The sequence below is a fragment of the Mesorhizobium sp. CNPSo 4671 genome, from assembly GCF_057784245.1.
Window position 1 is genome coordinate 180,641 of the sequence record NZ_JBWLUW010000008.1, and the last position, 18,927, is coordinate 199,567.

Consider the following 18,927-nt stretch of genomic DNA (forward strand, 5'->3'; position numbering starts at 1 on the left):
TCCGTCACGTGTCAGTTTATTTACGACATGTGTCGCAACCTTTCAAGTGGCGATCGAAGCACCGCATCAGTCCGCATTGACCTCGCGCGCACTTCCGCTACCCTCTGCCTCCGAAGCGGCCGCAGAGCCGTGATGACAAAAACGTTGGGAGAGACGCGGCATGATCCTGACACTGGCGCTGCTTGCGGGTCTTGCCCTGGCTTGGCTGCTGATCGGCGTTGTGGAGAAATTCCGCCTCGGCCTGCGTTTCACCCAGGCGCTGCTCTACGTGCCGTTCAAGCTCGCCTACCGAATCAGCGACAACCGCATCGGGATCGCACGCAAGGCGCAGGCTCCCGTCATCTACGTCATCTCGCACCAGTCGCGCTTCGAACCGGCGCTGATGCTGTCGCTGCTGCCGGACGACACGCTGCACATTCTCGATGAGGTCTCGGCGCGTTCGCCCTGGCTCGAACCCTGGCGTGAGCTTGGCCGCACCATTGCCTTCAATGCCGAACATCTTTTCGTCAGCCGCCGGCTGGTGCGGGTGCTGAAGGGCAAGGGCCGGCTCGCCGTCTACCTGCCGGATGCGGTCGAGCCCGACGTCAAGACGTTTCGGCTGTTTCGCGCCGTCACCCGCATCGCCATGCAGGCCGACGCCCGCATCGTGCCGATCTTCGTTGCCGGCGCGCGCAGCCTGCCTGTGTCGCTGACGCCGGCGGACAAGGCGCCGCGACACTGGTTTCCACAGCTGTCGATCAGTGTGCTGGAGCCGATGACCATCGCCGAACTGGTGGCGCGCAACCCGGACCAGGCCTCGAACACCAATGCGCTGTTCGACCGCGTCGCCGAAGCGCGGCTTTTCGGCACCAACCTCGACCGCGGCATGTTCCTGGCCATGCGCGATGCGGCGGCCAGGGTCGGCGCCTCGCATCCGATCATCGAGGACGTCATCTCGGGCGCGCTGAGCTACCGCAAGATGTTCATCGGTGCGCGTGTGTTGGGCCGGCGCTTCGAGGCGGTGACGGCGCCTGGCGAAGCGGTGGGGATAATGCTGCCCAACGCCAATGGTGTCGTGCTGTCGCTCGTCGGCCTGCTGTCGGCGGGACGGGTGACAGCGATGATCAATTATACGGCCGGGCCGGCGAGCGTCACGGCTGCCGTGCGCACGGCCGTCATCCGCACCGTCATTTCTTCCCGCGCCTTCGTCCAGAAGGCCGATCTCGCCGATATCGTCGCCGCGGTCGAAAAGGGCGGCGCCAGGCTGCTGTGGCTGGAAGATGTTCGGACCAGCGTCACCGCGCTGGACAAGCTTGCCGCCGCCTTGCTGTGGCGCTGGCCGCTGCAGCGGCAGGATGCCGCCAAGCCGGGCGTGATCCTGTTCACCTCCGGTTCGGAAGGCACGCCAAAGGCCGTTATCCTGTCGCAAAAGAACCTGCTTGCCAACGCCATGCAGGCCGAGGCGCGCATCACCATCTCGCCGGCCGATATCCTGCTCAACGTGCTGCCGGTGTTCCATTCCTTCGGCCTGACGGGCGGCACCATCCTGCCGCTGGTCACTGGGGTAAAACTATTCCTCTACCCCTCACCGCTCCACTACAAGATCATCCCCGAGATCGCGCGCAAGGTGAAACCGACGATCATGTTCGGCACCGACACATTCCTCGCCAACTATGCGCGCACCGCCAAGGACGGCGATTTCTCCAGCCTGCGCTTCGTCGTTGCCGGCGCCGAGGCGGTGAAGCCGGAAACGCGCCGCGTCTATCGCGAGCGCTTCCAGGCCGAGATCATCGAAGGCTTCGGGCTGACCGAGGCCGCTCCGGTGGTTGCCGTCAACACCGCCATCCACGGCCGCGACGGCACGGTCGGGCGGCTATTGCCGGCGATGCGCATGAAGCTGGAGCCGGTCGAGGGCATCTCGGATGCCGGGCAATTGTGGCTCGATGGACCAAACCTGATGATGGGCTACATGACCGCGGATCGTCCCGGCGAGCTGCAACCGCTGACCGGCTGGCACGACACCGGCGACATCGTCGCCGTCGACCGCGAAGGCTTCATCACCATTCGCGGCCGCGCCAAGCGCTTCGCCAAGATCGCCGGTGAGATGGTGTCGCTGGGGGCGGTCGAGATGCTGGTGCAGTCGCTCTGGCCGGAGGAACGCCACGCGGCGGTGGCGGTGCCGGATAAAAGGCGCGGCGAGCGCATCGTACTGGTCACCACCGCCGACGATGCCAATCCCGAAGAGCTGCGCCAGTTCGGCAAGAAGGCCGGGGCCGCCGAACTGATGGTGCCCAACGACATCGTCAAGGTGGAGGAAATCCCGGTGCTAGGTTCCGGCAAGACCGATTATGTCTCGACCAGGAAGCTGGCGATCGACAGGTTGGGGCTGGGTGTGGCGGCGTAGGGTTCTACCCTATATCCGAAGGCGGCACCTTCTCGCCCTCGAGCTTGGCGCGCTTGGAGTAGGCGCGCACGGAAAACGGCAGGAAGATCAGATAGCCCGCGACCGACGCCGTCAGCGTGTACCAGGGATAGGTCATCAGCAAGAGGATGTAGAGCACGACGGCCAGAATGACCGGCAGCACCCTGTCGCCCGGAATCTTGATGCTCTTGCCGGAATAGACAGGCAGCCGGCTGACCAGAAGGAAGGCGACCAGGATGGTGAAGCCGGTGGCGACGAAGGCGGCCAGGCGGCTTGGCTCCAGCCCGAGCCGCAGGAAAAACAGATAGAGCGGCAGCATCACCAGCACCGCGCCGGCCGGCGCCGGCACGCCGACGAAATATTCCGACTGCCACAGCGGACGCTCGGCTTTCTCGTCGTCGAGCACGTTGAAGCGGGCAAGCCTCAGCCCGCAGGCGATGGCGAACAGAAGGGCTGCTATCCACCCCGGCGAGCCGGCGCGGTCGAGCAGGAAGGCATAAAGTACCAAGGCCGGCGCGACACCGAAATTGACGATGTCGGCGAGTGAATCCATCTGCGCGCCGAATTTCGAAGTCGCCTTCAGCATGCGTGCAAGCCGACCGTCGATGCCATCGAGAAAGGCAGCCAGCAGCACCATCACCACCGCCGTCTCGAAGCGGTCTTCGAAGGCAAAGCGGATGCCGGACAGGCCAGCGCAGATGGCAAGCACGGTGACCAGATTGGGCAGCACCATGCGCATCGGGATCTCGCGGATGCGCGGACCGCCGCTGGCATGAGCCTCGAATTTCTTGAACGGCGCGCCCAAGGCTCAGGAAATCCGCACAAGAGGAGTGCCGGCGACGCCACCGAATTCGGCGAGCACGGTTTCGCCGCCGACCGCCGTCTGGCCAACGGCAACGCGCGGCGTCGCGGTCAAAGGCAGGAAGACGTCGACACGCGAGCCGAAGCGGATCAGGCCGAAACGCTCGCCGGTGCCGATCGAGCCGCCGGCCTCGGCCCAGCAGACGATGCGCCGCGCCACCAGGCCGGCGATCTGGACGGCGGCGACCGTGCCGTTGGGGCTCTCGATGACAAGGCCGTTGCGCTCGTTCTCTGTGCTGGCCTTGTCGAGTTCGGCGTTGAGGAATTTTCCCGGCCGATGCTCGATCTTGGCGATGCGGCCGCGCACGGGCGAGCGGTTCACATGGCAGGAAAAGACGTTCATGAACACCGAGATGCGGGTCATCTCGACATCGCCGAGGCCAAGCTCGCGCGGCGGCACGGCTGGTCCTACGGCCGAAATGATGCCATCTGCAGGGCTCACCACCAAGCGGTCGTCGACCGGGGTGACGCGCTCGGGGTCGCGGAAGAAGTAGACGCACCAGGCGGTCAGGATCAAGCCGATCCAGAACAGAATCGAGGAGAAATAGCCGAGGAAAAGGGTCGCTGCGCCAAAGGCCGCGATAAAGGGATAGCCTTCGCGATGGATCGGTACGAACGCGTTCTTGACCGTATCGACAAGGCTCATCGGGCTGGGGCGGGCTCCGTTTCAAGTCCGGCCTCAATAGCCGAAAGCCCCCCTCGCCGCAACGCAACAATCGGCGACGCGGGCGAACTGGCAAGGGCCGGCCGTGTCGCGATAGCCGGGCGCTCAGTATTTCGTGACGTTGCGACCGGCTTGCATGCCCATGCCATTGCCGCCAGAATTCCGGCCCGGGCGGGAAACAGACCGATGAAAGGCCTGAAATCCACGGGCCGCGCTATTGCGCTGATGTTGGCCATGGCGGTGTCCGGTCACGCGCTTGCGCAGACCAAGCTGTCCTTCGACTGCGCCAAGGCTGCCAGCGTGGCAATGACCGCAGAGCCAAGGGGCGCGTCCTAGCCATATCTGCCGAACAGTTTATTCGCCAGCCGCCACGGTTAGTGCGAAATATTCCTCAAGCTCGGTTCTATGAGCCTCCGCCAGACTTTCCTCATTGTCGCCGCGTAGCAGCACGCCGCGGTCTGGGTACGACTCGAAGAGAAACGCGTGACCGCCGGCCATCACCACCCAATTCACGGCCGGCCCTCCTTCCCGCTGCACGATGGAATTCGCCGAAAGGACAGCTTTGGTTGGATCGATTCCAGCCTTGCGCAACAGAAGGTCGACGGCGACTGGCGCGTGATACTCCTCGGCCAGTTCGATTACCTTCGTTACCGTCTGTGCATCGACTTGCCCGAGCTTGCGACCGACGCGAGGCGCGCCAGCGGCGAGTATATTTTCACCCGGGCGGGCAATTGGCGGATCCTCAGGAGCAATATATTCGTAGATCGCAGCATGGGTATCCGTGTCGACGCACAGGCGAAGCTCTTCTGCATTGGTACGCAGTTGAAAAGCCAATTGTTTCTCGCCCTCGACGTCCAGCATCCTCGCCACGCCGAGCGATAGTTTGACCTCGGGTGGCGACGCTTCTGCGCAGGCAAGACCAACTCCCACATCGCGCCGGCGAATCATCTGACCGACCAGTTCGGCGACCGACCGATGCAGAAGCCGGGATTCGCGGCGGGGATTGGCCATTGCCAACTGCAGGATAGCTTCATCCCAATTATCGTCGTCGACAATTTGCAAATCGGGCCATGACGCGACCCACCGCGCCAACAGGTCGATCATTGGCGCGGCCTCGTCGGCGTCATAGAAAGCATCATCAAGCGTGTCGAGAAAATCGTCGCGACCGCCCTCGAAGCCGGTCTGTCCTTCAGCTTCCTCAGGATGCTCCGCGACCCAGACGGACATATCTTCCAGCGTCGCCAACTGCCCCTTGGCGCCGGCAGCGGTGAGACCGGCACGAGCGTTGGCGACCATGGCATCGAACTCCCGGCCGGCATTATGGATGAATTGACTATGACCGCCGTTTTTTACCTCGGCGGAATATAAGTCGGCGTGGGAGACTTGCATCGCCTTCGGGCTGATCTCCGAATGATGGTAGAGCCCTTTGGAAACCATGGCGTGTATGAATTTTTCGACAGCGAAGACGAGCTCAAAATGGCTCTTCCGCAGCCTCTTCCACGGTCGAGCGCGGCACAATTACAGGCACCAACAAACCCGCCTTCGATAGACGCACTGAGGCAGGTGACGAAGCCTCGATCGGTTTCTTGGAGATTTTCTTGGACTTGCGCGAAAAGAATCCGAACATCCAAATACTTCCCTAAATACCAACAGCAATTGATAGCAATTTTCTGTGGTGAAACAATATCATCCGCAAGGGGAGATAAGAGGTATCCGAGCCCGATGTGTCGTATTTGCCGATAGGGAGGGAGACGCTTGATGACCGGCAGAAATTTCTGATCGCGATGTCGGCATGGCATCCCTTTGACCGTCCTTGGTGAGACAGCGCAACAAGGAGTTCCCCCATGCAGAAGCCATCAGTCGGCCAGGCACATCTCGTCACAGCCGGCCTCGCCTTCGGGGAATCGCCGCGCTGGCATGACGGCCGCCTGTGGGTCTGCAACTGGGGCACGGGCGAGATCATAGCGGTCGATGCCGAAGGCAACCGCGAAATCATGCTCACCGTGCCGGCTGTCCTGCCCTACTCCATCGACTGGCTGCCGGATAGACGGCTGCTCGTCGTCTCGGGTCGCGAAGGCTTGCTGCTGCGGCAGGAGGCCGACGGCAGGCTCGTCACCCATGCCGATCTGCGCGGCCTGTCGAAGAGCCCGTGGAACGAGATCGTCGTCGACGGGCGCGGCAACATCTATGTCAATGGCGGCGGGCCGGCGCCGGCTGCCGGTGAGTATTTCGGCCCGGGCACCATCGTGCTGATCACGCCGGACGGCGCGGTCCGGCAAGTGGCTGACAACATCGCCTTTGCCAACGGCATGGCGGTAACCCCGGACAACAAGACGCTGATCCTTGCCGAATCCCACGGCAACCAGCTGACCGCCTTCGACATCGCCGCCGACGGTAGCCTGTCCAACCGGCGCGTCTGGGCCGATCTCGACGGTTATCCCGACGGCATCTGCCTCGATGACGAAGGCGCGGTCTGGTACGCGGATGTTCCCAACAAGCACTGCGTGCGGGTGCGCGAGGGCGGCGATGTACTGCAGACCGCCACCGTCGATCGCGGCTGCTTTGCCTGCATGCTGGGCGGCGCGGACAGGAGGACGCTGTTCATCACCGCCGCCGAGTGGCGCGGCTTCGAGCACATGGTCAGCGATGCCCGCACCGGCCAGGTGCTCAGCGTCGAAGCGCCGGCACCTGGCGTCGGCTGGCCCTAGAACGAAACCTACAGTCCCGGGATCCGCTGATAGTTGGCGATGTCGGCTCGCACCCCAAGCCGAGCGATCGTCTCCTGCGGGTTGAACGCGACGCGTTCTTGCGCGGCCTTGACGATCGGCACGACCTTGTCGACGGCCGCCTGGCTTTCCCATTCGACGATCGTCACCAGGTTGAATTCGCCCGGGCCCGAAAATTGCTCGAGCAGGAAATCCTGCACGAAACCCTGCTGTTGGCGCAGCAATTCATGCGTCGTCCTGACCTTGGTGAGGATCTCCTCGCGAGCGGCGGCGGGGACGACGAACTTGTCCACCCTGAACACGCTGCCGCCGCTAACGTCCTGATTTATGTCGCTCATTTCGATTGTTCCGTTCCTGGTTGATGGGGTTTTCGGGCTCCAGGAACGACGTACAATCTCAACTTAAGTTGAGGTCAAGCATAAAATCAATTTACCTCTGAGGTCCGCCGGCGAACGATGACGCCGAGCTCGTCGCCCTCGCGGGCAAGGCGCAGCCGCTCCTCGGCTTCGGTCGCTTCGCGCTGGCGGTCCCACATCGAGGCATAGAGGCCGTGCTTGCGCATCAGTTCGACATGGGTGCCGCGCTCGGCGATCTGGCCGTCCTTGAGCACGATGATCTCGTCGGCGGAAATCACCGTCGACAGGCGGTGGGCAATGACAATGGTGGTGCGCCCCATGCTGACAAGATCGAGCGCGGCCTGGATCTCCTGCTCGGTGTGGCTGTCCAGCGCTGATGTGGCTTCGTCGAGCATCAGGATCGGCGGCGCCTTCAGGATGGTGCGTGCGATCGCCACGCGCTGCTTTTCGCCGCCGGAGAGCTTCAGCCCGCGCTCGCCGACCATGGACTTGTAGCCGTCGGGCAGCTTCTCGATGAACGGCCCGATCTGGGCGAGTTCGGCGGCCTTGCGCACCTCCTCCTCGCTCGCGCCAACACGACCGTAACGGATGTTGTAGGCGATGGTGTCGTTGAACAGCACCGTGTCCTGCGGCACCATGCCAAGCGCCGCGCGCAGGCTATCCTGGGTGACATCCCGGATGTCCTGGCCGTCGATCAGAACCTGGCCAGCCTGCACGTCGTAGAAGCGGAACAGCAGACGCGAGATGGTCGACTTGCCGGCGCCCGAGGGCCCGACAATGGCGACCGTCTTGCCGGCCGGCACTTCGAAGGAAACACCCTTCAGGATCTTGCGGTTCGGATCATAGGAGAAATGCACGTCACGGAACTCGACCTTGCCGGCGCTGACGGCAAGCGGCTTGGCGTCGGGCTTGTCGACGATCTCCTGCGGCACGTCGAGCAGGTCGAACATGTGCTCGATATCGGTCAACCCTTGCCGGATTTCACGGTAGATGAAGCCAATGAAGTTGAGCGGCACGGACAGCTGCACCAGCATGGCGTTGATGAAGACGAAATCGCCGACTGTCTGCGTGTGCGCCTGCACCTCCAGCGCCGACATGCACATGACGACGACCGTGCCGAGGCCGAAGATGACGCCCTGGCCGAAGTTCAGCCAGCCGAGCGAGGTCCAGGTCTTGGTGGCGGCAACCTCGTAGCGCGCCATCGAGCGGTCGAAGCGGTCGGCTTCCATGCGCTCATTGGTGAAGTATTTGACCGTCTCGAAATTGAGCAGCGAGTCGATCGCCTTGGTGTTGGCGTCGGTGTCGCTGTCGTTCATGTCGCGGCGGATGGAAATGCGCCAGTCGCTGGCTTTGACCGTGAACCAGACGTAGAGCCAGACGGTGATCGCCACCACCGCCACATATTTCCAGCCATAGGTAAAACCGAATATGCCGGCGGTCAGCGCAAATTCGAGGATGGTCGGCGCGGTGTTGAGCATGATGAAGCGCACGATCGTTTCGATGCCCTTGGTGCCGCGCTCGATGATGCGCGACAGGCCGCCGGTGCGGCGCTCCAGGTGGAAGCGCAGCGACAGCTGGTGCATGTGGACGAAGGTGCGGAAGGCGAGTTGGCGCACCGCATGCTGGCCGACACGGGCAAACAGCGCGTCGCGCAACTGGTTGAAGCCAAGCTGGACCAGCCTCAGCACATTGTAGGCGATGACCAGCATCACCGGGGCAAGCAGGAAAGACGGCAGCGGCGGCGGTGTTCTGGAGCCGCCCGCCAGCGCATCCGTTGCCCATTTGAAGAAATAGGGACCGGTAACCAGCGTCAGCTTGGCGACGACCAGCAGCAGCGTTGCCCAGGTGACGCGCGCTCTGAGATCGGCACGGTCGGCTGGCCACATATAGGGCCAGAGGTTGCGCAATGTGGTAAGGGTTGAGGTGTCGGCGGAGACGGTTTTTTCGGCCACTTTTCTTGCCTTTTGGGTGAGAGGGTCAGCGGCCGGAGCAGCAGGAATTGACGAGAGCGGCGAGCGATGCCGATACATCGGCAAGGGCTGCGCGATCGACGGCATAGCGCGAGCGCTGGCGGTCGGGCTCGAAGCGGACCAGGCCGGCCTCGACCAGGATTTTCAGATGCTGCGAGACCGTCGACTGCGCCAGATCGAAACGGTCGACGACCTCGCGGCAACAGCAGGAATTGCTGGCCGAGAGGTGCTTCAGTATCTCGATGCGTGCCGGATGCGACAACGCCGCAAATCGCGCCGCAACAGCACGGCTGTCGGAGATGCGGTTGGGTAGAGCGCTGGTCGCGCGGTCTGGTTCAAGGGTGGATTCTGCCATCGTTCATCGGCGATAGACGATGGACGGCACCGCCGCAAGCTACTCTTCCGGGCAGATCGGACGGCGGCTAGTCCTTTGAGACGGATTTCTCGATCCCAGGAATAGCGGCAATCTGCTCCGCCAGAAACTCGACCAGCAAGCGGACCCTTGCGACGCCCGCGCGCTCCGGGACAATCAACATGTTCAGCGGGACGGACGGCAGCGAATAATCCGTCAGGATCGTCTCGAGCAAGCCCGCCGCTAGGAGATCGTCCACAAGCCATCGATGCGCCGGCGCGATCCCTCGACCAGCGACCATGGCCTGCCGCGCGGCAAGTCCATGATCGATGCGCAGCCGCCCCGCGAAAGGCACCGTATGGCGTTCGCCGCCGGCGCCCTGCAAAACAAGCGTTTCGCTACCCGCCACATTCGACATCCGGATACCCTCATGCCGGGACAAATCCGAGAGGACGGCCGGCCTTCCCCGCGCCGCCAGATAATCCGGAGAGGCCACGAGCAGACGCCGCGACTGGCCAAGGGCCCGCAGTTTCAACGAGCTGTCCGTGAGCGGCCCCAGGCGAAGCGCGATATCGACACCCTCGCGGACGAGATCCACCCGCTCATCGGTGAGGCTGAGGTCAACGCCAATGTCAGGATGACGGTCCTGAAAAGCGAAGATCAGCCGGCTGACGTGCAAGACACCGAAGGCCGCCGTGCAGCTTATCCGGATCGTGCCGGCGGGCGCGCCACGCGTGCCCCGGGCCTCATCGCTGGCCTGTTCGACAAGACGCAGTATCTGGACGCTGTTGGCATAATAGCGGCTGCCTTCAGCGGTCATCGTGACACGCCGGGTCGTCCTGCTGAGCAAAGGCACGCCGACCGCTTCTTCGAGCTCCCGCACGTGCCGCGTGATCGTCGACTGCCCAACCCCACGTTCCCGCGCGACCGCCGACAGGCTGCCACGCTCGGCCACGCGAACGAAGCTACGCATACGCTCAAATGTAATGTCTGACTTATCCATTATTCGGCACAATATTATGCATTACCTTCATATAGTGGATCGTACCGTCGTTGGCTACGTTTGCGTCAGTTTCCTCAATACCGGATCTGACCCATGAAAGTTCTGCTTGTCTTCGCTCACCCTGAACCACGTTCGCTGAGCGGCGCCCTTCGTGACGTCGCCAGAAGGGAACTCGAGACTCAAGGGCATGAGGTGCGCGTATCGGACCTCTACGCCGATGGCTGGAAGTCCGAAGTCGATCGCGCCGACTTCCCATCACTGGAACCCGATGCACGGCTCATCCCAGTCGCGGCTTCCAAGAAGGGGTTCGAAGCCGACACGCTAACCGGCGATGTAAAGGCCGAGATCGAGAAACTCCTGTGGGCCGACACCTTGATCCTGCAGTTCCCGCTCTGGTGGTTCGCCATGCCGGCGATCCTCAAGGGCTGGGTCGACCGTGTGTTCGCCTACGGATTCGCCTATGGCGTTGGCGAGCATAGCGATCGGCGCTGGGGCGATCGCTATGGCGAGGGGACCCTTGTCGGGAAACGAGCGATGTTGATCGTGACCGCCGGAGGCTGGGAAGAGCACTATACGCCGCGCGGGATCAACGGCCCTATCGACGACCTGCTGTTCCCGATCAATCACGGGATCCTTTATTACCCCGGATACGACGTGCTTCCGCCGTTCGTGGTCTACAAGGTCGATCGTCTGGACGAGACCGGCTTCGAACCCGTGGCTGAACGCCTGCGCGACAGGATGCGGACACTAGCGACGACGACGCCCATCCCATACCGTCGGCAAAATGGCGGAGATTATCTCATCCCGAGTATGAATCTCCGCCCTGAGCTGGGCGATTCCGGTGCAACCGGCTTCGCGCTTCACTCCAATCAAGCAGGCGATGCCAGCTGATCGAAGTGGGCCTCTACTGCGTCTTGGCCGGCGCCGTCGTTGCCTGCTCGCCCATTGCCTTGAGGTCGGCGGCTTCGCCTTCCTTGGACTTTTCCGGCACCTTGAACACCTGCCCGGGCCAGATGCGATCGGGATCCCTGATCTGGTCCTGGTTGGCGAGGTAGATGGTCGAATAGCGCACGCCGTGGCCGTAAACGCGCCGCGAGATCTGCCACAACGTGTCGTTGCGGCGGATGATGACGGCGCCGTCGGCATGTTCGAGCTTGGGCGACACAACCTCCGGCACGTCGCCTGGCGGCGTGGTCGCAGCGACAACGGCCGGAGTCTCGGCGGGCGCAGCCGGGGTCGCCGGTGCCACAGGAGCTGGAGCGGCAGGCACTTCGGCGGCTGCAGGTGCGGCCGGCTTGGTCTCTGCAGGCTTGGTCTCGGCCGGTGCTACGGCGGCGACTGCTTCACCCGGCTCACGCTCGAATGGCACGGCGGCGCGGGCCACAACCTTCACGCCGTCGGCATCGAGGCCGTCGACATGGATGGTGTAGCTGCCGACCGGAATGTCGCGCTTCGCTTCGACGAGGAAATGACCATCCGGCGATGTCTGCGCGTCACCGAGCAGGATGTCGTTGGCATAGGCACGCACCTTGCGGCCCGGATCGGCGAGGCCGGCGACAAAGATCTTGTTGCCGTCGATCTCGACCGCCTCGACGACGATCTTGGGTTCGGCGACGGCTGCCGCGGGCGATGTTGCCGGAGCGGCCGGGGCCGGTGCCGTCTCGACGACGGCCGGAGCCGGTGCGGAAGGCGCCGGAGCAGCAGTCGCGGGCGCTTCGGCGGCCGGAGCTGGCGCCGGGGCAGCCGGTGCGGCAGCCTGGTCGCCGGTAGCAGGGGCTGCCGGTTTGGTCTCGGGCGCGGGAACCGTCAGCAGTTCGGCCGGCTTGCCCGGCTCCTCGACCATGGCCAGCACCTGGCCGGCGGCATTCTTGGGAACCGAAACAACGGCGGTCTGCACCGAGACGGTCACCACCGTGCCGACTGCCGAACGCAGGGCAATTGTGTAATCGCCCGGCTTCAGCGGATCGTCGAGCACGATGACGAAAGCGCCATCGGGCCCCGCCACGGTCGAACCAAGCACAGTCGTGCCGCTGAGGATCTCGACCTTTGAATTGGGCGTTGCATTTCCGGCAATGACGATCGAGCCATTGCTCTCGACGCGCACGACATCGAAAGTCGGCGCGATCGGGCCGGCCGCAGCTGGTGCCGCCGGAGCCGCCGCATCGGTTGAGGGCGCTGCTGGAGCCTCTGTCGCAGGTGCTGCCGGAGCCGCCGTCTGGGGCGCCGCGGCGGGAGCAGCCGGCACCGCAGGCGCAGGCAGCCGCCCTTCCGTGCCGGGATCAGCCGGTTTCGGCGCCTCTGGTGGCGTCAAGGCCGCAACCTGCGCCGGCGGCGTTGGATGAAGATATGGGTCGAGTGCGCCCGATACATAAGCCGTTCCCGCGGCCGCGACGGTCCCACCCGCCGCGAACAGGAACGCCTTCAATGGATTAATTGCCATATTTCCCTACCCCTTAGCCACCTAACGCCGGTCTAGCGTGTTTTGCCAAAGCCGACAAGAAAAAGCCCACCCCGGGGCTTGACCACGCTTTCAGACCCAATCACCAATCATCCGTATGAACACGATTCGATCCGTCTGCGTCTATTGCGGCTCGTCTCCGGGCCGCGATGAAATCTATGCGAAGGCCGGACACCTGCTTGGGCGCTCAATTGCCAGAGCGGGCCTGCGGCTGGTTTATGGCGGCGGCACCAAAGGCATTATGGGCGCAGTCGCCGAAGGCGCGCTCAAGGCCGGCGGCAAGGTGACAGGCATCATTCCCCGCTTCCTCATCAACAAGGAAGCAACGGAAACCGCGCTCGACCGGCTCGATGAACTCCTCATCACCGACAACATGCACGAGCGCAAGCACAGAATGTTCGAGAAATCCGACGCCTTTGTGGCGCTGCCTGGTGGCATCGGCACTGTGGAGGAGATCGTCGAGATCATGACCTGGGGACAGCTCGGCCATCACCGCAAACCGATCGTCTTTGGCAATATCAATGGATTCTGGGACCCGATGCTGTCGTTGCTTGATCACATGGCGGCAGAGGGCTTCATCCATACTGCAAAACGCGTTCAGCCATTGGTGATCAACGATCCGGAAGCCATCGTCGCCGCCATTATGGTGGCAGGCTCCTCCGTCGACGCGCCGACCGAGGGCATGCAGTCGGTGATCGACAAAATGTAGGGATAAGGCTTGCCTACTGCCCTACTGCCCTACTGCCTTCCGCAAATCCGCAATCACCGCCCGCCGATCCTGCCGCCGCCAGGCGAGATGGATCGCTACGCTGCGCTTGAACCAGGGAAGGTCGCGGAAGACGATTCCCGGCGGCGCGGCGCTTCGCAGGCTCTCCTGCACCGTCGCCAGGCCCAGTCCGGCGCTGACCAGGCCGAGCGAGGTCAAGGGATCGGCCGTCTCATAGGCGATGTCGGGCACGAAGCCGGCCTCGATGCAAGCGGCCAGGAACTGGCCACGGTTGGTGTCGGCGGGCTGGCGCACCACGGTTACCCAGGTGCGGCCGTCGAGATGATGCGGGCGGATGTCGGCAAGAGCGGTGAGCGCATCGCCCTCTGGGATCGCCAGCACCAGCGGTTCGCGGCGAGCTAGAATCGAAGCAATTTCGGGATAATCGGCCGGCGGCGGCGAATAGATCAGGCCGAGATCGAGCGTGCGCTGGCGCAGCCCCTCCAACTGCGCGGCAGAGCGCAGGCTCATCAGGCTGAGATGCAATTGCGGCCGCTCGCGACGGAATTGCCTGAGCATGCCGCCGATCAGGCCGGCATGCACCGCGCCCTCGACATAACCGATGGCGAGACGGCCGACGGCGCCGCTGGCGAGGTTGCGGCCGAACTCCTCCACGCGTCGCGCATTGGCAAGCAGCGCGCGGGCTTCGGTGAGGAAGGCGCGGCCCTCGGCATTGAGATGGACCCGCTGCTTTGCCCGTTCGAACAGCGCAACGCCCAGCTGCTGCTCGAGCTGCATGATCTGCCGGCTGAGCGGCGACTGCGAAATGTGCAGCAGTTCGGCCGCACGGCCGACATTGCCGGTCTCGGCGACGGTGACGAAGTAGCGGAGCTGGCGCAGGTCGAACATTTTATCCCAGGCTTACGTCCCAACAGGTCTCAACTTTAGCCTAATCAGTCTTGGACAGTCTAACCAGCCAGAAGGGATAGTCGGCCATCCCAACCAAGGAGACCGACATGCAGTTCTTCGCCCTTCTCACCCGCAACACAGAAAAGTTTGGCGACGCCGACTTCGCACCGCTTCTGCCCGGCGAGGCCGAGCAGCGGCGCGCGCTCTACGCCGAAGGCGCGGTGCGCCAGGTCTGGAACCGTGGCGACATTCCCGGCAGCGGCCTGATGTTCGAGGCCGCCGACGACGCCGAAGTGCGCGGCCATCTCGCCACTTTGCCGCTGATCAAGGCCGGCATGATGGACATCGCCGCGATCGTGCCGCTCAACCCCTATCCCGGGTTTGGGCCGAAGCGCTGAACCACATCGGACGGCTCGGTCGGCGGCGCTCACCGCCGGCCGCGGCCCGGGCGGCAATTCAGAGCCTCACGGACGCTCCGGCGATTTCCATTTGCGGCGAATCTCATGGTTGGCTATCGGGGAGATGCGCAAGGGGGATTGAACGGTGGCGGACAGAACAGGCGGCGACGCGGATCGTGTTCCACGCGCTTCCGTCGTCATGACCGTCTATACGGACCAGCGCTTTCTCGATGCCGCGGTCAACAGCATCCTGACCCAGGATTTCAACGATCTCGAACTCATCATTGTCGATGACGGAACGGGCCAGGACGCGGTCTTCCAGGAACTGGCGCGTCGCGATCCGCGCATCCGGCTGGTCATCAATCCGACCAATCTCGGCACTGCCGCCGCCGCCAACCGCGGCATCGAGGCGGCCCGAGGCGAGATCATCCTGCGCCTCGACGCGGACGATATCGCCGAGCCAGCGCATGTCGGGCGACTGGTCGCGGCATTGGACGAGGACAGCGAACTTGGCCTCGTCGGACACGCTGTGACGCTGATCGACGAGGCCGACCGTGTCGTCGGTGCGCAGCATATGCCCGAGACGGATCTGGAGATCCGCTGGACAATCCTGTTCCACAATCCCTTCTACCATTCCACGGTCGCCTACCGCCGCGGCTGCTTCGAGGCCGCCGGGCGCTACAGGATCGATGAACTGGTTTCGCAGGACCACTATCTGTGGTTCGACATGCTGCCTTTGTGCCGGGCGCGAAATCTTGCCGAACCGCTGACGCGCTACCGGCTGAACGCACTTGGGCTGACCGCGACAAACGCAACGAATGCCCGTAATCGCACGCATCCGATCCGCCAGGCATCATGGGCGCGCCTCGGCTTGACCTATGACCTCTATGACGATGCTTTCGCCCAGGACCTCACCCAGTTCATCCGCGGGCACGTGATCGCCGTCGACCGACGCGCCGCCGCCTACGGCAAGTTGCTTGGCGTATTCAAGGCTTTCCTTGCAGCGTCGCGGCCCTTCAGGCGCACGGAGGATGCGGTTGCGGCAAGGCAGCTGGCCCATGCCATCGTCGCGCGCATGCTGGCCAGCCCGCTGCCGGGTTTCACCGGGATGCTGCGCATCTGCTATCTGTGCTGGCCGCTCGACTGGCGAACCGTAGCCGGTGCGGTGACGAAGCGACTGGCGATCGGGCTCAAGGCGTGGTTGCCCAAGAGAGGCAGTTGAACTGATACTGCACCAATTGACGAGGAACAGATTTCTGGAAACCGAAAGGTGCCGTCTGCCGTAAAGAGTGAGAATTATGGACCTTGATTATTCTGCTTGGTTTGCAGGCAAAAGCCTTTCGACCGACTGGACTTCGCGCTTCTTTCCCCTCTGGGCCACACTGCTCCAGTCGCGCCGCGACGAGCCTCTCGATGTCCTCGAGATCGGCTCCTGGGAGGGCCGTTCGGCGATCTTCTTTCTCAACTATTTCGGCAAATGCCGGCTGACATGCATCGATACATTCGGTGGCAGTCCCGAACACACCTCGCGGCAGAAATGGAGCGACCAGCTTGCGCATGTCGAGCAACGCTTCGACAGCAATCTCGCCGCGTTCGGCAAACGGATCGAGAAGATCAAAAGTCCCTCGTCCCAGGCATTGGCCCGCCTTATCACCGACGAGCGACGTTTCGACCTCGTCTATGTCGACGGCAGCCATCACAGCGCCGATGTCCAGTCGGATGCCGTGTTCTCCTGGCCGATGGTTCGAGACGGCGGGATCGTCATTTTCGACGATTACGAATGGACGTTCTTTGCTGACGAGGTCGAGCGTCCAAAGCTCGGGATCGACAGTTTCCTGTCGGTACATGCTGGCCAATACCGCGAGCTGTGCCGAGGAGAGCAAGTCATCATCCAGAAGATCGGCGTCGCCAGGAATGAGCGCCCGGCAATTCCGTCTCCTGTCCCGCGCCAAGAACCCGTCGCCGAAGCCAAAGACAACGAATCTGAAAACGACGTCGAGTTCGTGCTGATTGCCGAGGCGGGCATTCTTGAAGCGCAGGCCCTGCTGCTGTGCGAAAGCATAAGATGTTTCGCCGGCTCTTATTCCCGATCCCGGATAACGGCGGTTTCGCCCAGAAGCAGCCGTCGTCCCTCGCCGTCGACGATAGACCGGTTCGGGCAACTCGGCGTCGACTATCTGCCAATCGAGGTCGACAGCTGCTGTCCCCAATATGGCACCTCATACCGGATACATTCCCTTGCTCATGCCGAGAGACGGTCCGGGCCGCCGGTCATCATCCAGCTTGATAGCGATGCGATATTCATAGCCGAGCCCGACTTTTCTTTGGGTACATGCTCCGCCGCTGCCCGCCCGGTGGACAGCAAGGGCATGTGCACGACCGGTCCTGGTGACCCATTCGACGCTTATTGGCGACAGCTATGCGCCCTTGCCGGTGTCGACTACGAGCACCTGCCCATCGTGCGCACGAGCGTCGACGGCCTGGCGGTGCGCGCCAGCTACAATGGCGGGCTCATCGCCGCAAAAAGGACGAGCGGCCTCTTTCAGCGCACCGAAGACATCTTCAGGAAGCTGGTGGCGGCCAATATGAAGCCATGGGCCGGAGCCGAGCCAACCTACAGCACCGGAACAGGCATTTTGCAGGGAGGGGCCACCGCCTTCTGGGGCACGAGCCAGGCTGCCTTCTCACTGGCGGCCACTGCCGGCAACCATTCCGTGCGGCTTTTGCCGGCCACGCATAATTTTCCGCTTCATAACTTCAACCCGGCCACGGCGCCTGATCCGGCCCGGCTGGTCCATATTCACTATCATGGACTGTTCAACGAGGAGTCGGCTGCCGCGAACCCGCTTCTGGACGGAACGCTGGCCCTGCCCGCGGGAATAGCCGAATGGCTCGAAGCCCGGCTGCCATTGCGGCAACAGCCGCCACAGGCCGCGCCGATGCCCGACCGCCCGCGCCGTTCCCGCAGAAAAGCGATCCTGGTGCTTGGAATGCACCGCAGCGGGACCTCGATGCTTGCCGGCACCATCGCCGCATTGGGATCGGCCCGCCCCAAAAAACCACTGCGCGCGGACCGCAACAATCCCCGGGGATATTGGGAAAGCACCCCGCTCAATTTCGCCAACGACGAGCTGCTCACAGCGGCAGCCTCCTCGTGGCATGACTGGCGGCCACTCGATCCGCAATGGCTGCAATCGCTGGCGGCGGAGCGTCACCACCACAAGATCAAGGCGATCCTTGCAAGCGAGTACGGCGATGAGCTGCTGTTTTTCGTCAAGGATCCCAGGATCTGCCGGTTCGTTCCGTTCATGTCGTCGATTCTTGCCGAGATGGAGACCGACCCGGTGGCCTTGCTCCCGCTCCGCAACCCTCTCGAGGTCGCCTATTCGCTGGAGCGGCGGGATGGATTGCCGCTGGCAAAATCGCTTTTGCTCTGGCTGAGGCACCTGCTCGATGCGGAATATCATTCGCGGCACATGCCACGTTGTTTCATTCGCCACGAACAATTCCTGATCGACTGGCGATATCATGTCGAGCGCGCGGCGGAGAAGACCGGCATCGTCTGGCCGACACCCTTAGACCAGGCGGAGACCGAGATAGGGCGTTTCCTGACAGCGAACCTGCATCATGAACGGGCAACGGTCGGGGACCTGCAGAATCATCCGGATATGACACCGCTGATCCGCGCTGCCTACGACATTCTATGTGCCATGGCGGACGACGGCGACAGCCTGGAATTGCGCGATGAGCTGGACCTGATGCGGGCGAAATTCGATGACGCCTGCGATGTCGTGGGCGCCGCGGCGGCGGCCGAGGCCGACCATTTGCGCGGCGAGCGCGACACAATCAACCGCGCCTATCGTGAGCTCGGCCTCGAACGGAACGCATTGGTGCATGATCGAGACAACCTTCTTGCCGAGCGCGACGCACTGCTCGCGTCACCCAGTTGGCGACGACTTACAGCCCCGTTGCGGTGGATGCGAAGTCCATCCAAGCGTCGAAGATGACGGCAACTGGTGCATCGATCCTCTCCCTGCTCGACACACTGTGATCGGCTGTCAAGAAACCGTCACACGGAACCGGGTTCGCACGTGCTAGAAATTGCGGCCAGGCGACCGCCAAT

Annotated in this window: 17 protein-coding genes; 8 read left to right on the top strand and 9 right to left on the bottom strand. The window is 63.2% G+C overall.

The genetic code is table 11. From position 1 onward, the window contains the following. The first annotated feature begins 160 nt into the window (after window positions 1-160). Complete coding sequence (locus AC04SF_RS22775; RefSeq protein WP_488479611.1) at window positions 161-2,383, top strand: AMP-binding protein; 2,223 nt, start codon at window positions 161-163, stop codon at window positions 2,381-2,383. A 4-nt stretch (window positions 2,384-2,387) separates the two neighbouring features. Here AC04SF_RS22775 and AC04SF_RS22780 read toward each other — a convergent pair whose 3' ends face one another. Beyond that, window positions 2,388-3,206, bottom strand: coding sequence for a CDP-alcohol phosphatidyltransferase family protein (locus AC04SF_RS22780; RefSeq protein WP_095204975.1), 819 nt, complete (start codon window positions 3,204-3,206; stop codon window positions 2,388-2,390). A 3-nt stretch (window positions 3,207-3,209) separates the two neighbouring features. Then, window positions 3,210-3,908: a phosphatidylserine decarboxylase gene (locus AC04SF_RS22785; RefSeq protein ID WP_488479612.1), complete on the bottom strand. Its 699-nt coding sequence runs from the start codon at window positions 3,906-3,908 to the stop codon at window positions 3,210-3,212. A 204-nt stretch (window positions 3,909-4,112) separates the two neighbouring features. Between AC04SF_RS22785 and AC04SF_RS22790 the strand changes: the two genes are divergently transcribed. Beyond that, window positions 4,113-4,262, top strand: a complete 150-nt coding sequence (locus AC04SF_RS22790; protein ID WP_488479613.1) for a hypothetical protein — start codon at window positions 4,113-4,115, stop codon at window positions 4,260-4,262. An 18-nt stretch (window positions 4,263-4,280) separates the two neighbouring features. Here AC04SF_RS22790 and AC04SF_RS22795 read toward each other — a convergent pair whose 3' ends face one another. Continuing rightward, window positions 4,281-5,363: a DMP19 family protein gene (locus tag AC04SF_RS22795; RefSeq protein ID WP_488479614.1), complete on the bottom strand. Its 1,083-nt coding sequence runs from the start codon at window positions 5,361-5,363 to the stop codon at window positions 4,281-4,283. Between the two features lie 407 nt (window positions 5,364-5,770). On the opposite strand from AC04SF_RS22795, the gene AC04SF_RS22800 reads away from it, so the two are divergent. Beyond that, window positions 5,771-6,634, top strand: a complete 864-nt coding sequence (locus AC04SF_RS22800) for an SMP-30/gluconolactonase/LRE family protein (protein ID WP_488479615.1) — start codon at window positions 5,771-5,773, stop codon at window positions 6,632-6,634. A gap of 8 nt (window positions 6,635-6,642) precedes the next feature. Here the strand turns inward: AC04SF_RS22800 and AC04SF_RS22805 are convergent, their stop codons facing one another. The 4 genes from AC04SF_RS22805 to AC04SF_RS22820 form a co-directional block, all read right to left on the bottom strand. Further along, complete coding sequence (locus AC04SF_RS22805; RefSeq protein ID WP_488479616.1) at window positions 6,643-6,990, bottom strand: antibiotic biosynthesis monooxygenase; 348 nt, start codon at window positions 6,988-6,990, stop codon at window positions 6,643-6,645. Between the two features lie 86 nt (window positions 6,991-7,076). Then, the gene (locus AC04SF_RS22810) at window positions 7,077-8,960 is read right to left on the bottom strand and encodes an ABCB family ABC transporter ATP-binding protein/permease (RefSeq protein WP_488479617.1); all 1,884 of its coding nucleotides are present in this window, start codon (window positions 8,958-8,960) and stop codon (window positions 7,077-7,079) included. 25 nt (window positions 8,961-8,985) lie between these two features. Beyond that, window positions 8,986-9,333, bottom strand: coding sequence for an ArsR/SmtB family transcription factor (locus AC04SF_RS22815; protein WP_202350741.1), 348 nt, complete (start codon window positions 9,331-9,333; stop codon window positions 8,986-8,988). A 67-nt stretch (window positions 9,334-9,400) separates the two neighbouring features. Continuing rightward, entirely contained in the window at window positions 9,401-10,333 is a 933-nt protein-coding gene (locus AC04SF_RS22820; RefSeq protein WP_488479618.1) for a LysR family transcriptional regulator, read from the bottom strand. A 93-nt stretch (window positions 10,334-10,426) separates the two neighbouring features. Here AC04SF_RS22820 and AC04SF_RS22825 point away from each other — a divergent pair, with 93 nt between their 5' ends. Beyond that, window positions 10,427-11,224 carry an NAD(P)H-dependent oxidoreductase gene (locus AC04SF_RS22825; RefSeq protein ID WP_488479619.1) on the top strand — a complete coding sequence of 266 codons (798 nt, stop codon included), beginning with the start codon at window positions 10,427-10,429 and terminating at the stop codon, window positions 11,222-11,224. A gap of 13 nt (window positions 11,225-11,237) precedes the next feature. Here AC04SF_RS22825 and AC04SF_RS22830 read toward each other — a convergent pair whose 3' ends face one another. Beyond that, entirely contained in the window at window positions 11,238-12,773 is a 1,536-nt protein-coding gene (locus AC04SF_RS22830) for a LysM peptidoglycan-binding domain-containing protein (RefSeq protein ID WP_488479620.1), read from the bottom strand. A gap of 115 nt (window positions 12,774-12,888) precedes the next feature. Between AC04SF_RS22830 and AC04SF_RS22835 the strand changes: the two genes are divergently transcribed. Beyond that, entirely contained in the window at window positions 12,889-13,500 is a 612-nt protein-coding gene (locus AC04SF_RS22835; protein WP_096456384.1) for an LOG family protein, read from the top strand. Window positions 13,501-13,521: 21 nt separating this feature from the next. Here AC04SF_RS22835 and AC04SF_RS22840 read toward each other — a convergent pair whose 3' ends face one another. After that, window positions 13,522-14,406, bottom strand: coding sequence for a LysR substrate-binding domain-containing protein (locus AC04SF_RS22840; protein ID WP_202350745.1), 885 nt, complete (start codon window positions 14,404-14,406; stop codon window positions 13,522-13,524). A gap of 107 nt (window positions 14,407-14,513) precedes the next feature. Here AC04SF_RS22840 and AC04SF_RS22845 point away from each other — a divergent pair, with 107 nt between their 5' ends. From AC04SF_RS22845 to AC04SF_RS22855, 3 genes are all read left to right on the top strand, one after another. Further along, on the top strand, window positions 14,514-14,804 hold the full coding sequence (locus tag AC04SF_RS22845) for a muconolactone Delta-isomerase family protein (protein ID WP_096456380.1): 291 nt from the start codon (window positions 14,514-14,516) through the stop codon (window positions 14,802-14,804). Between the two features lie 145 nt (window positions 14,805-14,949). Then, entirely contained in the window at window positions 14,950-16,026 is a 1,077-nt protein-coding gene (locus AC04SF_RS22850; RefSeq protein WP_488479621.1) for a glycosyltransferase, read from the top strand. Window positions 16,027-16,102: 76 nt separating this feature from the next. Then, window positions 16,103-18,811, top strand: coding sequence for a class I SAM-dependent methyltransferase (locus tag AC04SF_RS22855; protein WP_488479622.1), 2,709 nt, complete (start codon window positions 16,103-16,105; stop codon window positions 18,809-18,811). Window positions 18,812-18,927 lie beyond the last annotated feature (116 nt).

What these genes read in the sequence shown, in the direction of transcription:
- AC04SF_RS22815 (WP_202350741.1), bottom strand. Translation starts at nt 9,333, where the DNA reads ATGGCAGAATCCACCCTTGAACCAGACCGCGCGACCAGCGCTCTACCC.
- AC04SF_RS22805 (WP_488479616.1), bottom strand. Translation starts at nt 6,990, where the DNA reads ATGAGCGACATAAATCAGGACGTTAGCGGCGGCAGCGTGTTCAGGGTG.
- AC04SF_RS22830 (WP_488479620.1), bottom strand. Translation starts at nt 12,773, where the DNA reads ATGGCAATTAATCCATTGAAGGCGTTCCTGTTCGCGGCGGGTGGGACC.
- AC04SF_RS22835 (WP_096456384.1), top strand. Translation starts at nt 12,889, where the DNA reads ATGAACACGATTCGATCCGTCTGCGTCTATTGCGGCTCGTCTCCGGGC.
- AC04SF_RS22820 (WP_488479618.1), bottom strand. Translation starts at nt 10,333, where the DNA reads ATGGATAAGTCAGACATTACATTTGAGCGTATGCGTAGCTTCGTTCGC.
- AC04SF_RS22785 (WP_488479612.1), bottom strand. Translation starts at nt 3,908, where the DNA reads ATGAGCCTTGTCGATACGGTCAAGAACGCGTTCGTACCGATCCATCGC.
- AC04SF_RS22775 (WP_488479611.1), top strand. Translation starts at nt 161, where the DNA reads ATGATCCTGACACTGGCGCTGCTTGCGGGTCTTGCCCTGGCTTGGCTG.
- AC04SF_RS22800 (WP_488479615.1), top strand. Translation starts at nt 5,771, where the DNA reads ATGCAGAAGCCATCAGTCGGCCAGGCACATCTCGTCACAGCCGGCCTC.
- AC04SF_RS22840 (WP_202350745.1), bottom strand. Translation starts at nt 14,406, where the DNA reads ATGTTCGACCTGCGCCAGCTCCGCTACTTCGTCACCGTCGCCGAGACC.
- AC04SF_RS22790 (WP_488479613.1), top strand. Translation starts at nt 4,113, where the DNA reads ATGAAAGGCCTGAAATCCACGGGCCGCGCTATTGCGCTGATGTTGGCC.
- AC04SF_RS22845 (WP_096456380.1), top strand. Translation starts at nt 14,514, where the DNA reads ATGCAGTTCTTCGCCCTTCTCACCCGCAACACAGAAAAGTTTGGCGAC.
- AC04SF_RS22855 (WP_488479622.1), top strand. Translation starts at nt 16,103, where the DNA reads ATGGACCTTGATTATTCTGCTTGGTTTGCAGGCAAAAGCCTTTCGACC.
- AC04SF_RS22795 (WP_488479614.1), bottom strand. Translation starts at nt 5,363, where the DNA reads ATGGTTTCCAAAGGGCTCTACCATCATTCGGAGATCAGCCCGAAGGCG.
- AC04SF_RS22825 (WP_488479619.1), top strand. Translation starts at nt 10,427, where the DNA reads ATGAAAGTTCTGCTTGTCTTCGCTCACCCTGAACCACGTTCGCTGAGC.